Genomic DNA, 13053 nt, shown 5'->3' on the forward strand with positions numbered 1-13053 from the left:
GAACGCGGGTATTGTCCGAGAGAAAGGACACGGTGCATCACTGGGCCCTGGGGTGTTGGAGATTCAGTCAGAGTAATTAGTGTTCTGTCGAATCTGCTGTTTTCAGCGCACATACCATGTGCGGTGTGCAGACGGATGAGATAGTACACCAGCAGCGTACTGGCCGTGGCGATGACGAACATGTTGGGGTCCACGGCCACGCCGACGGCGGCGGTAGACCAGATGGTGGCCGCATCCTCCAAGCGCCCGGCTGTGCTCGTGAAGAGCGCCACACCTACGCATGCGCTGGCATAGGTGCGTGGGCCCGCATCGCGGTCGTAGCCGAAGAGCGCGCCTAGCACTGTGGCAAGGAACAGTTTTGAGATGATGAGTTCCTCGCCAAGGTCGATGGAGGCTAACCAGTTGATGATGGTGTTCAAGCGTGCTCTACTTGCAGGTGGTAGCTCACATCCTTGCTCAGGCTGAATGCTACTCCGCCTGTAGGCTTCACATCCATACTGCCATCGAAGGCATGCACTTCCTGCACACTGAGCGTAGCACCGATGCGCAGCCCTTTGGCCCCCAGGAGCCGCAGGAGCCCGTCGGTGGTATCGCTCACCGCTGCGATGCGCACGGTCTCGCCTGGCTTGCAGGCAGCGAGGCGCTTGGTTTTCCGCGCGCGGATGCGACCGTACTTGTCGGGGATCGGGTCGCCATGCGGATCGAAGTGCGGGCGGCCGAGGTAGGCATCGAGCTTGTCCACGAGTTTTTCGCTGGCCACATGCTCCATGTGCTCAGCCACCTCGTGCACCTCGTCCCAGCCGAAGCCTAGGCGCTCCACGAGGAAGGTCTCCCAGAGTCGGTGCCGCCGTACGAGCTGCAGGGCCAGGGCTTCGCCCTTCGCGGTGAGTTTCACACCGTAGTAGGGCTCGTGCTTCAGCAGCTTCTTCTTCGCCAGCTTCTTCAGCATGTCCGTGACGCTGCTGGCCTTGGTGTGCATGCGCGCGGCGATCTCCTTCGTGAAGGCGCTCTCCTCAGCCTGGAGCAGGGCATACACGGCCTTGATGTGGTCTTCTTCGCTGCGGGTGAGCATCGGATGATGCGGCGAATGTAGATAATAGATTAGGCGTGTCTAAACAATGTTCTACTTTCGCCCTCCCATGCGCGCAGTCTTCCTCTTGATCACCGTCCTGCTGGCAGCCTGCTCCAAGTTGGAGCCCGCTGCACCTGCCAACGACGCACTGCTCGATGGGCCAGTGGAAGGATTGAGCGGGGAGGAGAACGCGCGCTTCCTCCGTGGGGATGTGGCTTTCAACGATGAGGTGTTCCATGCGGGGAATGGACTGGGTCCTGTTTTCGTGGCAACGAGTTGTGGATCCTGTCATGCGGGCGATGGTCCAGGGCATCCCTTCACTACGCTCACGCGTTTCGGGCAGTACGATGCGACGGGGAACCAATTCCTTGCGCAGGGCGGTCCGCAGTTGCAGGACCGTGCGATTCCGGGTGTCCAGCCGGAGTCGATCCCTGAAGGCGCAACCTCGGCGCGCTTCCTTCCGCCTTTGAACACGGGGCTCGGTTTTCTGGATGCCGTAAGCGATGCCGACCTGCTCGCTTTCGCTGATGAGAACGATGCGAATGGTGATGGCATCAGCGGCCGACCGAACTGGGTGGTGCGCAAGCCGTACAGTGCAGCGCGGCCGGGTGCGATCGAGCAAGGAGGTCTGTACATCGGCCGGTTCGGACGCAAGGCCGGTGCGTACGATCTGCTGCAGCAGACATCGCAAGCCTACAACCAGGATATCGGCGTGGTCAGCGCGTTCGAGCCGGTGGATCCTTACAGCGGCGATGAGCAAGATCCTGAGGTGCTGAGCACCACTTTGCATGATGTGGTCTTCTACTTGCGCACACTGAAAGCGCCGATCCAGCGGGAGCAAGGCGATGCAGAGGTTGTCGCAGGCGAAGGGATATTCACCTCGGTTGGCTGCGCGAAATGCCACCGCCCAGAGTTGACCACCGGTGAAAGTCCGATCGACGCGCTGGCCCACAAGACCTTCAAACCCTTCACCGACCTGCTCCTGCACGATATGGGGCCTGGTCTCGACGACGGCTACACCGAGGGCTCGGCTTACACCGCCGAATGGCGTACGCCAGCCTTGTGGGGCCTTGGCCTTTTTCCGGCCAGCCAGGGCGGTTCCTACTTCCTGATGCACGATGGTCGTGCGCACAGCATCGAAGAAGCCATCGACCTGCACGGTGGTGAAGGGCATGCAGCGCGTAATGCCTTCATCGCGCTTTCCTCAGATGAACGCATGAAGCTGATCGCTTTCCTAATGAGCCTTTGAGATGGACCGGCGCAACTTCATACAAAACGCTTGTCTCGCCTGCCTTTCTGCAACGGCCATGCCTGCTCTTCTCGCCTCCTGCACTTCGACTCGCTACGTGACCGCTACGATCGAAGGTGACGACTTGGTACTTCCGTTCTCTGCTTTCCTCGATAAAAATGGAAAAGCACGGCCCTACTTGATCGTGACGCAAGACCAACTCAAACATCCCATCGCAGTGTTCCATGCACCTGAAGGGTACTACCATTCAGTTCTGATGCGATGCACCCATCGCGGGGCCGATCTTCAAGTGGTAGGTGAACGGTTGGAGTGCCCTGCACACGGGAGCGTTTTCGAAAGCGGAGGAGCGGTCATCGAAGGACCGGCGAGCATACCCCTGCGGAAATTCCCGACTGTAGAACTGGACGGACTCGTCCGCATTTCATTGGGAGCATGAGGGCCGAAGCGCTTGTCATCTGTATCACATGTGCATCCACTTCGGTGGCCCAGATCGACTCGTCGTTGTTTAAGAGCGCGGGGCCCGACAGCACGAGCCGCGGCCAACTGAACATGGATGCCATCTACAACCGACCCTTCCTCACGTTCGATAAGGCGCCAGTGAGCTTGGGCGGATATGTGGAAGCGAAGGTGGAACACTTAGGAACCGATGGTGTGAGCGATGGAACTGCCTTTGCGTTCCAACGCATGACGCTGTTCGTGGCCTCTACGATCAAGCCGCGACTGCGCTTCCTCAGCGAGATCGAATTGGAGGAGGGAGGGCGTGAGATCGCGATCGAGTTCGCAGCGCTCGATCTGGAACTGGACCCGTTGTTCTCGCTACGTGGTGGCGTTGTCATGAACCCGATCGGCGCCTTCAACCAGAACCACGACGGACCCAAGTGGGAATTCAACGACCGCCCGATGTCCGCACAACGCATGCTACCAGCTACGTGGAGCAACGTCGGCTTCGGTGCGGTCGGCAAGCATGGTAGCGGCGCATGGACCTTGGGCTACGAAGTCTATCTCACCAACGGCTTCGACGCCAGCATCATCAGCAACGACGAGAACCGCACCTTCCTTCCTGCGGCGAAGGAAAACCCCGAGCGCTTTTCCGAGAGCTTCAATGGCGTACCGTTGTTCACCGGCAAAGTGGCCGTGCGGCACCAACGCTTCGGCGAGATTGGCCTTAGCACCATGAACGGCGTGTACAACAAGTTCGAGGAGGATGGCCTCGCCTTGGACGAGCGTCGCCGCGTGGATGTGCTTGCCATTGATGCGAACAGCACCATCAAGCCGTGGGGCACGCGCTTCACCGGCGAATGGGCCTGGGTGCTGGTGGATGTGCCCGAAACGTACACGCAGCAGTATGGGTCGCGTCAGCAGGGAGGCTACCTGGACATCGTGCAACCAATGCTAAGAGGACGCATCCTCGGTTTCGATGGCGCAGTGCTCAACGTAGCGTGCCGACTGGAGTACGTTGATTGGAACGACGGCCGCTTCCGTGAGACCGGTGGTCGCATCGGCGATGAAGTCCGGGCCGTTGTGCCGGCCATCAGCTTCCGGCCCGCGCCCGAAACGGTGATCCGGCTCAACTACCGGCACCTTCGCCAGACGGATCTATTGGGCAATCCACCCAGCATCACCGGCGGCTTCCAGTTCGGCGTATCCAGCTATTTCTGAGCACCCTCCAGCATGCGTGCCAGATCGTCCGGCACAGGCATCGGCTGCAGCGCGGGCACATCCGCCCCGCCAGTATTGCCGATCGGCACCGTACCCACGAAGCTCTTCACACCGCCGAAGACCAGTCGCGGCAGTTGCCCGGCGATCTCGCGTCCGTTCTTGATGCGGAATCCGAACATGAGCATGCGCCAGTGAACGGCATTATGCTCCCTTGGCCAACGCTGACCGAGGATGTGCGCCCGTTCTAGGTGGTGCCACTCCGTTCGCAGATCGCCGTGAGCATGCGCCTGTTCACTTGCATGCAATTCGGCCAAATAGAAAGGCCGCACACGTTCGGGCATGGACCAATGGAACTTCATGCGATGCTCAGAACGCGGCCTTACGGAACGCACAGAACAGGAAGTTCTGAACGGTATCGAACGGCGTGACATGGTCCACCGTGAAGCACTTGATGCGGTCGCACACCTTCTGCAGACGCGCCACCATTTCCGCCTCACTGTAGCGATGCACGGGTATGCCGCTACACTTCTCCGGCCCGTTCTCGCTGAAGGTGGCCAGGATGAGCAGTCCACCGGGCTTAAGCAACTTGACGAGGCGATCGATGTAGCGATCCACGTCGGCCTCCGAAGTGAGGAAGTGGAACACCGCGCGATCGTGCCACACATCGAACGGTGCAGGCGCATCGAACGAAGTGGCGTTGCTCTCGATCCACTGCACCAGGCCAGCACGTTCACCCAGGCGCTCCTTGGCTTTGCCCAGCGCCGCACCGCTGATGTCGAGCACGGTCACATTACGGAACCCGTTGTCGAGCAAATGATCCACGAGCAAGCTATCTCCACCACCCACATCGATGATACGCGCGTTCTGCGGCACACGGTACTCGGCGAAGAGGTCCAACGACACCTTGGGCATGGCCTGGAACCAACTCACATCCTGCGGCCCCTTCTTGGTGTAGATGGTTTCCCAGTGTGCTTTCGGGTCGAATGCGTTCTGTTCCATGATGGTGAATGGTGCGGTCGCGTGCAGTCACCCGATCATCACGGCTTCTCCGGCATCTTACCACAGCCTTCCTTCTGGCAGCACAAGGGCAGCTTGGCGAAAGCCTCCGCATTCCCGGCCGTGCCATCTGCTGAGTAACCCAGCTTCACCAATGCTGCGCGGAGTTTGTCGGCGTCGGTCTTCTTGGGGTCGTACTGCACATTCACTGTGGCGGTAGTCAGATCCACATCCACCTTCTTCACGCCTTTCTCGTAGACCAGCTCCGTTTCGATGGTCTTCTCGCACATGTCGCAGATGGCACTGCTCTGGATCTTCACGGTTTCGACACCGGCTTTGGCAGGAGCAGCTCCGTCCTGCGCGAAGGAGTTCACAGCGAAGACCAGGCCGAGAGCGAACAACAGGAACTTAGGGCACTTCATGGGAATGCGCTTGGGGTTGATGAGAATAACGGGTGCCGCCTATTTGTGGCCTGCGCAGCAAGCCTTGCCTTTCGCGCAGGCTTTGGCGTCCCAACTTTCGGGCTTGGCAAGGAGTTCGGCCACGCGGGCACTCTTCTCTTTGCCCACTTGGCGGAGAACGGCAGCTTGTACTTGATCCTTCACCTTGGCTTTGGTGGCGGCGTCCTTCTTCTCGTCACCCGTAGCGACCAACGGGGTCTTGGTGAAAATGGCGGTGAGTTCATCACGTAACTTGGCGGCGTCCTCCCCGGCTATCAAGCCATCGTTGATCAGTACGGTCATCACTCGGGTAGCAGCGGCTTTGCTGTCATCAGCGGTCGTGGCCGGATCATGTGTTCCAACACCTTGTAGCGTTACTGCTTGGACGGTTATGGTTGAGAACGAAAGCAGACCGATCAAGGCGGCACTGGCGAGCAAGGAAGGTTTCATAGATCGTTACTTAAGTGTGTTGGACATCTTACATGGCAAGAACCTTGCCGTTGGTTCGCGAAAATACGCTGTCTGGGGTGCAGGGTTATCGAGAACTGTGCTCAGCATGGTGCCATGGCTAGGGATCCTGTCCCTTACGAGGCATGTCATGGGCTCAAATCAGACCGCCCGCGAGCATGGCTGCGATCGAGAGCATCAGCAGGCCAACGACGACTTGTACACCACGCATGGTCACCTTCCGGATGAGCTTGCTGCCCCACCAGACGCCAAAGAATGAGGCCAGCGTACAGGCCAACAGCAGTGGCCACTGGTCCCCAAGCCGGGACAGCATGCCCTTGGTGATGTACGCTGGCAAGCGCGTTAGATCCACCATGCAGGCGATGGCGACACCCGTAGCGATGAAGGCTTCTCTACCCAGCCCACCGCGCAGCAAGAACAGGCTGCGTAAAGCACCTTGATGCCCGCTCAGCCCACCGAAGAATCCGCTGATGAGACCGCCGGGCAGCATCCATTCCGCCGGGAGCGACAAGGAGTTGAGCTTCTTCGAGAGTTCGATAAGCCCGAATAGCAACATCAGTCCGGCGATCACCAGGTCCAGCGGATCCAAGGGATGAAGGACGCCCTGGAAGATGGGCGCACGCTCGCCCAAGGTGAGCATTAGCCGCGCACCTATATAGGCGCCGAGAATCCCGGGCACCCCAAAACGCAGCACGGTGCTCCAATGGATATACCTCCACAGCAGCCCGAGCTTGAAGAGATTGTTGAGCAGATGCACGACGGCGGTTAGCAGGATTGCCATCTCCAGCGGAAAGAACACGGCGAACACTGGAAGCAGCAGAGTGCCCAAACCGAAGCCACTGATCAATGTGAGAAGGGATGCGGCCAGAGCAGCGGCAGGAACAATGAGGATGGAGATGTCCATGTGGAACAGGCCAAAGTTCAGTGCTTACGGTCCATCGACCAGGGTGCTTTCGAATAGCAATTCAGGTACCAGCTGCGTTATGCGTTGTGAACGAGGAGTGCCACAGCTATACCAAGAAACACGCCGCCAAGCACCTCACTGGGGTGGTGCACACCTGGTGCAATGCGGTATTAGTACCCCATGTAGTCCCAAATGCTCAAAAGCAACCGAATCGCACTACATCAGTAGGAGACGGACAGACCCACCCCGAAGCCCATGTCACTATCGTAGTGTGCCCTCACCGCCCACGTCTTATCCAGAATGTATCGCAGGCCACCCATGTATTCCAGATCCGTGTTGTACATCAGGTCCATGCGCATGCGGGGCGTTAACGGGATGTCCTCGCGTATGAGTTGCGCACGCAAGCGGCCGTCCGTATCTACGCGGGCATCTAGCACCAGGAGCATGGGCAGCGTGAATTGGAAACCGATGTGCGCCACCGTGCGGTTGTCCTTGGTGTTGGTCTGCTGGAAGAGGTTGGTTTCCGGTGAAGCGCTCCGGTCGGCGTGCGCACCGGCGTCGCGCTGGCGCCAGTCCAAGCCCGCGTTCACGAACCACCATTGCATCTTGCCGAGGTAGCGGCCGAAGTGCGTTTCCACTTCCTGCCCGTGTGCGCGCGTGTAGCCCAGGCGCCATTCGCTCTGCAGGTTCCAGCGCTTGTTCTGCAGCATCGCCTCGCCGTCGTTGCCGTTGGTGGCGAAGTCGTTCTGGAACATGAAGTGCCACTCCTTGTCCTCGAGGGTAAAGCGCTTCGCGGCCTTCTTCGCATCGGGCAGCACGGGGTTGGGCGCGCTGCCTTCGTAGCTGAACACGCGGCCCATGCCGCTCATCATGTGGTAGAGGATGTGACAGTGGAAGAACCAGTCTCCTGTTTCCGTGGCGGCGAACTCGATGGTGTCGGTCTCCATCGGCATGATGTCGAGCACGTTCTTCAGCGGGGATCGGTCGCCTTGTCCATTCACCACCCGGAAGAAGTGGCCGTGCAAGTGCATGGGGTGGCGCATCATGCTGTTGTTGTGCAGAATGATGCGCAGGTTCTCGCCCTTGCGGATCAGGATGCGGTCGGTCTCGCTCACCGTCTTGTTGTCCAGCGTCCACAAGTAGCGGTTCATGTTGCCGGTGAGCTCGAAGCGCAATTCCTTCACCGGTCCCGGTGGCAGCGCAGTGCTGGTGGTGGCCCGCAGCATGGCGTAGTTGAGCGTGGTGATCTCCGATAGCGCGTTGCTGTTGTACATGCCGCTCATGTCCACATCGCCCGCACTCGCATCCATTTCACTTTTTCCCTCTTTCGCTCTTTTCTCAGGAGCACCGGTGATCTCCGGGTACATCACCACGTTCATGTCCATCTGCTGGAGGCTCATGTTCATGCCCATGTCGTCCAGGTCGCCGTTCATTTTCATCATGCCGTTCATCATACGCATGCCCTCGAAGTACTTGAGCGGTGCCAAGGGCGCGGCTAGTTGCTTGATGCCGCTGCCCAGCCAGAGCGAGGTGCTGCGCACGCGGTCCTCGCTGGTGGCGAGCAGTTCGTAGGCGGTGCTGTCGGCGGGGATCGTCACGATCACATCGTAGGTCTCGGCCACGCCCATGATAAAGCGGTCAACTTCCACGGGTTCCACATCGATGCCGTCGCTGGCCACCACGGTCATCTTGCCGCCCGCATAGGTGATCCAGAAGTAGCTGCTGGCGCCACCGTTGATCAGCCTCACACGCACGCGGTCGCCGCCTATGAGTTGTGGCGCATGGTCCTCGGCCTTGCCGTTGCTGAAGAGCACATCGTAGTACACATCGCTCACGTCCATGGCGTTAATGCGCTTCCACTCGTTCTTCAGCTTCACGCCCAGCGCACCATGCTTGATGGCATCGCTGTAGCTCTGAACCGTGCCCGGCCGCACGCCGTGCTTCTTGATGGCGCTCCAATCGTTGGCGTTGTGCAAGCGGCGATGCACTTCATCGGGCTTCATGTCGGTCCATTCGCTGAGGATGAGCACTTGTTCCGGCATCGCGGGCTCTTCCCGCTTGTGGATGATGAGCGCGCCGTGCATGCCGTTCTGCTCCTGCAAGCGCGTGTGCGAGTGGTACCAGTATGTGCCGCTCTGCATCACCGGGAACTTGTACACCTGGGTTTCACCGGCCTTGATGGGCGCGGTGGTGAGGTAGGGCACACCGTCCAAGTGCCAGGGCAGGATGATGCCATGCCAGTGCAGCGATGTTTCCTCCTTCTCCATCGCGTTGCGTACCACGATCATGGCCGTGTCGCCCTCGGTGAAGGTGAGCGTGGGCATCGGCATGTGCCCGTTCACCGCGAAGGCCCTGCGCGGCTTGCCGTTGGGGCTCACGATGGTGTCAGTGATCACCAGGTCGTAGCGCGTGACCTGCGGGGTGAAGGTGCCACCAATGGCGCTGGTGCCCGACGGGTCGGTGGGACCACCGCCATATTGTGCGAACAATGGCGAATACGCGAAGAAGTATGCAAGTATGAAAGCGGTCTGTCTATTCACGGGATAGTCTGCTTCACGGTCCCGCACGTCATCATCATGCTCCCATAGAACGGGTTCTTGATCGGCTTCTCCATGCTCAGCCAGTTGGCGCCTCCCTCGTACATGGGGCAGTGATCGTAGTAGACCGGATCCGGGCGCGGCGCGACCTTCACCAGCGTCAGCATGTGCGGTGAGAGTTCGGCGAAGGCCTTGCGCTGCGCGTGGATGTCCGTCTTCGATGCAATGCCCGCACTGGTGCTCGCCATCGGCTCCATCACCTGCATCCACACGCCATGCAACTCGGGACCCATGCGCTCCATCTGCACGGCCTTCACCGCACTGGACAACGCGGCGGCTTGCACTGCAGCGGTTTTCGCATCCGATGCTACCAGCGCATCCTTCAACGCGAAGTAGGCCGTGAAGAGCGCGTTGAACTGGTCGGACTTGGGGTTCATCGGCTTCTGTGCGGCAAGGGAGTCTGGCGTGGCGGTGCCTTCTTGTGCATGACCGTCGTGGCCCATGGAAGCGGTGGCCAGCGGTGCCTTCTTGAAGCTGCGCTCGTACTGGCAACAGCCGGGCAGCGCGGCGTAGGCAGCATCGGGCGCCAAGAACTTCTCACTGTCGTATCCAGCTTGCGCGATGCGCTTCAGCACAGCATCCACGGTGGTGCGCTTGGCGTCGATGGTGATGCGCGCGGTCTTCGCCTCCACGTCCCAATCGGCTTCGGCCTCGCCCTTCACGTAGGCCACCTTCTCGATGGTCTTCTCGCACATGGGGCAATCGCCGTCCACGCGCAGGGTCGTGGTCTGGGCGTTCTTCATTTGTGCGCTGCAGCTCGAAAGAAGGAGCACGGTACTCATGATGGCAAATAGGTTCTTGGTGATCATCTGTTCAAGTGTTTGTTGCGCGAGCGCTCAATGGCGGCGCTGGGCTTCTTCCTTCGTTGGCGGCGCGATGGTCTTTCCTGTTCGTTCGTATTGGCAGCACATCGGCCGAGCCGCGTAGGCTTCGTCGGTGGCGATGAACCGCTCATTGTCGTATCCAGCCTGTGCGATGCGCTGCAGCACCACACCAGCGCTGGTCTCCGTGCTGTCGAAGGTGATGGTGGCCTTGCGCGTGGTGCGGTCCCAATCCACTTCGGAGACATTCTCCTTCAGGCCCGCTTCCTCGATGGTCTCTTCGCACATGCTGCAATTGCCGTTCACCAATACCTCGGTAGTGGCGGCGTTGGGGATGGTGGAGCAACTCGCCAAAAGAAGCGTCAGAACCAGTGCAGGTATGCTGTTCGAGGGTTTCATGTTCGTGATGTCAAGGTCTGGCGTCGAGGCGGGTCCATTTCAAACGCAGGCTGTTGCTTACCACGCTTACGCTGCTGAGCGCCATGGCCGCACCGGCGATCATGGGGTCCAGAACGAAACCGTTGATGGGGTAGAGCACACCGGCCGCGATGGGGATACCGAGCACGTTGTAGATGAAGGCCCAGAAGAGATTCTGGCGGATGAAGGCAACGGTCTTGCGGGAGAGGGTGATGGCACGCGGAATGGCGTTGAGGTCTGAGCTGATGAGCGTCATGCGGGCCACGTCCATAGCGATATCGCTACCCTGACCCATGGCGATGCTCACGTCGGCCTTGGCCAATGCCTCGCTGTCGTTGATACCATCGCCTACCATGGCCACCACATGCCCTTGTTGCTGCAACCCGGTAACGAATGCGGCTTTGTCCTTGGGCAGCACTTCACTACGGAAGTCATCTATGCCCACGGCTTTGGCGACAGCTTGTGCGGTGCGTCGCGAGTCACCCGTTTGCATGAAGACTTTGATGCCCGTGCTCTTCAGCCGCGCGATGGCCTGCACCGAGCTGGGCTTGATGCGGTCGGCAATGGCCACCGCAGCCCTCACACGTTGCTCATCGGCCACCCATACCACGGTGCGTGCGGCTTCCTGCCAAGTCCGTTCCTTTTCCACGTAGGTGCCGTCCACACGGATGCCTTTCTCTTCGAGCAGACGCCTGTTGCCAACACTCCACACAGTACCATCAACTTTCGCATGCACGCCCTTGCCTGTCAGGCTCTCGAAGCCCTCAACGAAAGAGGGTTGCAGCGTTCTGTGCGCATGGAGGTAACGCACCACGGCTTCCGCCAAGGGGTGCTCCGACCGTGACTCGATGGCCAGCAACGCGCTCTCGACCGAGGTATCGTCCAAGCCGATGGCATCGACCACCTCGGGCTTTCCTTCGGTAATGGTGCCGGTCTTGTCCAGTACGATAGCGGTGATGCGCTTGGCGCGCTCCAGGCTGTCAGCGTCCTTGATGAGGATGCCGTTCTCCGCACCTTTCCCCATGCCCGCCATGATGGCCGTGGGCGTGGCCAGACCCAATGCGCATGGGCAGGCGACCACCAGTACCGTTACCAAGGCGAGCAAGCCCTGCGTGAAGGCATGTTCCGCACCGAAAATCCACCACACGCTGGCGCTGAGGAGGGCGATGCCGATGACCATGGGCACGAACACAGAAGCGATGCGGTCCACTAACTTCTGCACGGGCGCCTTGCTCCCCTGCGCATCTTGCACCGTGCGCACGATCTGCCCCAACAGCGTGGCGGCACCTACTTTTTCGGCACGCATACGCAAGCTGCCCTTTTGATTGATGGTGCCTGCCAGAAGCTTCGCGCCTGTGGTCTTCTCGACGGCTATCGGTTCGCCACTGATCATACTCTCATCCACATAGCTCTCGCCGCTTACCACCTCACCGTCCACAGCGATGCTCTCGCCGGGGCGCACCACCAGGATGTCGTCCACGTTCACATCGGCGATAGGCACCTCCATGGTGGCACCGTTCTTCTGTTCGCGAAGCACGGTGTTGGGCCGCAGGCCCATGAGCTTTTTGATGGCGCTGCTGGTTCCGGCCTTGGCCCGTTCCTCCAAGAACTTTCCGAGAAGGATGAACGTGATGACCACTGCTGCGGCCTCGAAGTACACATGGGGTTGCAGTCCGCGACCGGTCCAGAACGAAGGGTAGGCCGTGTTGAACACGCTGAACACATAGGCTACACCGGTGCTCAGGGCCACCAGTGTGTCCATATTCGCACTGCGGTGCTTCGCCTGCTTCCAGGCGTTGATGAAGAACTGCCTGCCGAACACGAGCACCACTGGCGTACTCAAGGCCCACATGGCGAAGTTGGCCCAGGGTTCGTGCATGAGGAACATGCCGATGACCACCAAGGGCACGCTGAGTGCGACGGAAGCCCACAATCGCTTCTTCAATGCGACCCGCTGGACGCCTTGCACCTGTTCCAGATCAGCTTGTGCATCCTGCTCCGCACCGGTAAGCAGGTCGTATCCGATGCTTTGAATGGCGTTGCGCATGCGTTTCTCGTCCACCACGCCGGGCACGTATTCCACCTGCACGCTGCTGGTGGCGAGGTTCACGGCGGCCTTCAGCACACCGGGCTGGGCCAGCAGCATGCTCTCCACGCTGGCCACACAGCTCGCGCAGGTCATGCCGGTCACCGGGAATGTGCGTTTGAGCGTCGGCACATCATAGCCATTGTCGCGTATGGCTTCCACCGCATGTTGCAAGGCTTCCACAGGTCGTTCGCTGGTAAGCACCGCGCGCCGGTTGTTCAGTTCCACATGGTGCTCCGTTACTTCGGGTACCGTAGCAACGGCCTTGTCCACGATCAGGGCGCAATGCTCGCTGTCCATGTTGTCCACGGGTAACAGGAGCGTAGTGCTTTCGCTCGCCATGG

Annotated in this window: 13 protein-coding genes and 1 pseudogene; 3 read left to right on the forward strand and 11 right to left on the reverse strand. The window is 59.9% G+C overall.

Annotation, left to right across the window (positions count from 1 at the left end):
• Positions 1-102 precede the first annotated feature (102 nt).
• A pseudogene (locus IPK70_09785) lies at positions 103-389 on the reverse strand (hypothetical protein).
• Positions 390-415: 26 nt separating this feature from the next.
• Positions 416-1072 (reverse strand): metal-dependent transcriptional regulator, encoded by a 657-nt coding sequence (locus IPK70_09790; protein ID MBK8227449.1) that lies wholly within the window; start codon positions 1070-1072, stop codon positions 416-418.
• A gap of 67 nt (positions 1073-1139) precedes the next feature.
• Between IPK70_09790 and IPK70_09795 the strand changes: the two genes are divergently transcribed.
• The 3 genes from IPK70_09795 to IPK70_09805 are packed head-to-tail and all read left to right on the forward strand — an operon-like array spanning position 1140 to position 3980.
• Positions 1140-2321, forward strand: coding sequence for a thiol oxidoreductase (locus IPK70_09795; protein MBK8227450.1), 1182 nt, complete (start codon positions 1140-1142; stop codon positions 2319-2321).
• A gap of 1 nt (position 2322) precedes the next feature.
• Positions 2323-2757 (forward strand): Rieske (2Fe-2S) protein, encoded by a 435-nt coding sequence (locus tag IPK70_09800; GenBank protein ID MBK8227451.1) that lies wholly within the window; start codon positions 2323-2325, stop codon positions 2755-2757.
• Positions 2754-3980, forward strand: a complete 1227-nt coding sequence (locus tag IPK70_09805; GenBank protein MBK8227452.1) for a hypothetical protein — start codon at positions 2754-2756, stop codon at positions 3978-3980. The genes IPK70_09800 and IPK70_09805 overlap by 4 nt, the downstream gene beginning before the upstream one ends.
• On the opposite strand, the gene IPK70_09810 is transcribed toward IPK70_09805, so the two are convergent.
• From IPK70_09810 to IPK70_09850, 9 genes are all read right to left on the reverse strand, one after another.
• A complete protein-coding gene (locus tag IPK70_09810) occupies positions 3971-4339 on the reverse strand; it encodes a DUF3703 domain-containing protein (protein ID MBK8227453.1) in 369 nt (122 codons plus the stop codon). The two genes, IPK70_09805 and IPK70_09810, sit on opposite strands and share 10 nt — an antisense overlap.
• A 7-nt stretch (positions 4340-4346) precedes the next feature.
• Positions 4347-4979, reverse strand: a complete 633-nt coding sequence (locus tag IPK70_09815; GenBank protein MBK8227454.1) for a class I SAM-dependent methyltransferase — start codon at positions 4977-4979, stop codon at positions 4347-4349.
• A 38-nt stretch (positions 4980-5017) separates the two neighbouring features.
• Complete coding sequence (locus tag IPK70_09820) at positions 5018-5398, reverse strand: heavy-metal-associated domain-containing protein (protein ID MBK8227455.1); 381 nt, start codon at positions 5396-5398, stop codon at positions 5018-5020.
• Between the two features lie 39 nt (positions 5399-5437).
• Complete coding sequence (locus tag IPK70_09825) at positions 5438-5866, reverse strand: hypothetical protein (GenBank protein MBK8227456.1); 429 nt, start codon at positions 5864-5866, stop codon at positions 5438-5440.
• A 154-nt stretch (positions 5867-6020) separates the two neighbouring features.
• Complete coding sequence (locus IPK70_09830; protein ID MBK8227457.1) at positions 6021-6788, reverse strand: sulfite exporter TauE/SafE family protein; 768 nt, start codon at positions 6786-6788, stop codon at positions 6021-6023.
• A 221-nt stretch (positions 6789-7009) separates the two neighbouring features.
• The gene (locus tag IPK70_09835; GenBank protein MBK8227458.1) at positions 7010-9328 is read right to left on the reverse strand and encodes a multicopper oxidase domain-containing protein; all 2319 of its coding nucleotides are present in this window, start codon (positions 9326-9328) and stop codon (positions 7010-7012) included.
• Positions 9325-10194, reverse strand: a complete 870-nt coding sequence (locus IPK70_09840; GenBank protein ID MBK8227459.1) for a DUF3347 domain-containing protein — start codon at positions 10192-10194, stop codon at positions 9325-9327. The genes IPK70_09835 and IPK70_09840 overlap by 4 nt, the downstream gene beginning before the upstream one ends.
• A 27-nt stretch (positions 10195-10221) precedes the next feature.
• The gene (locus IPK70_09845; protein ID MBK8227460.1) at positions 10222-10605 is read right to left on the reverse strand and encodes a heavy-metal-associated domain-containing protein; all 384 of its coding nucleotides are present in this window, start codon (positions 10603-10605) and stop codon (positions 10222-10224) included.
• Positions 10606-10615: 10 nt separating this feature from the next.
• Complete coding sequence (locus IPK70_09850) at positions 10616-13051, reverse strand: heavy metal translocating P-type ATPase (GenBank protein ID MBK8227461.1); 2436 nt, start codon at positions 13049-13051, stop codon at positions 10616-10618.
• Positions 13052-13053 lie beyond the last annotated feature (2 nt).

The organism is Flavobacteriales bacterium (genome assembly GCA_016712535.1).
Lineage (GTDB): Bacteria > Bacteroidota > Bacteroidia > Flavobacteriales_F > PHOS-HE28 > PHOS-HE28.

Coding starts and splice junctions, on each gene's coding strand:
- IPK70_09845 (MBK8227460.1), bottom strand. CDS start 10,605: ATGAAACCCTCGAACAGCATACCTGCACTGGTTCTGACGCTTCTTTTG.
- IPK70_09840 (MBK8227459.1), bottom strand. CDS start 10,194: ATGATCACCAAGAACCTATTTGCCATCATGAGTACCGTGCTCCTTCTT.
- IPK70_09810 (MBK8227453.1), bottom strand. CDS start 4,339: ATGAAGTTCCATTGGTCCATGCCCGAACGTGTGCGGCCTTTCTATTTG.
- IPK70_09805 (MBK8227452.1), top strand. CDS start 2,754: ATGAGGGCCGAAGCGCTTGTCATCTGTATCACATGTGCATCCACTTCG.
- IPK70_09795 (MBK8227450.1), top strand. CDS start 1,140: ATGCGCGCAGTCTTCCTCTTGATCACCGTCCTGCTGGCAGCCTGCTCC.
- IPK70_09820 (MBK8227455.1), bottom strand. CDS start 5,398: ATGAAGTGCCCTAAGTTCCTGTTGTTCGCTCTCGGCCTGGTCTTCGCT.
- IPK70_09800 (MBK8227451.1), top strand. CDS start 2,323: ATGGACCGGCGCAACTTCATACAAAACGCTTGTCTCGCCTGCCTTTCT.
- IPK70_09830 (MBK8227457.1), bottom strand. CDS start 6,788: ATGGACATCTCCATCCTCATTGTTCCTGCCGCTGCTCTGGCCGCATCC.
- IPK70_09825 (MBK8227456.1), bottom strand. CDS start 5,866: ATGAAACCTTCCTTGCTCGCCAGTGCCGCCTTGATCGGTCTGCTTTCG.
- IPK70_09790 (MBK8227449.1), bottom strand. CDS start 1,072: ATGCTCACCCGCAGCGAAGAAGACCACATCAAGGCCGTGTATGCCCTG.
- IPK70_09850 (MBK8227461.1), bottom strand. CDS start 13,051: ATGGCGAGCGAAAGCACTACGCTCCTGTTACCCGTGGACAACATGGAC.
- IPK70_09815 (MBK8227454.1), bottom strand. CDS start 4,979: ATGGAACAGAACGCATTCGACCCGAAAGCACACTGGGAAACCATCTAC.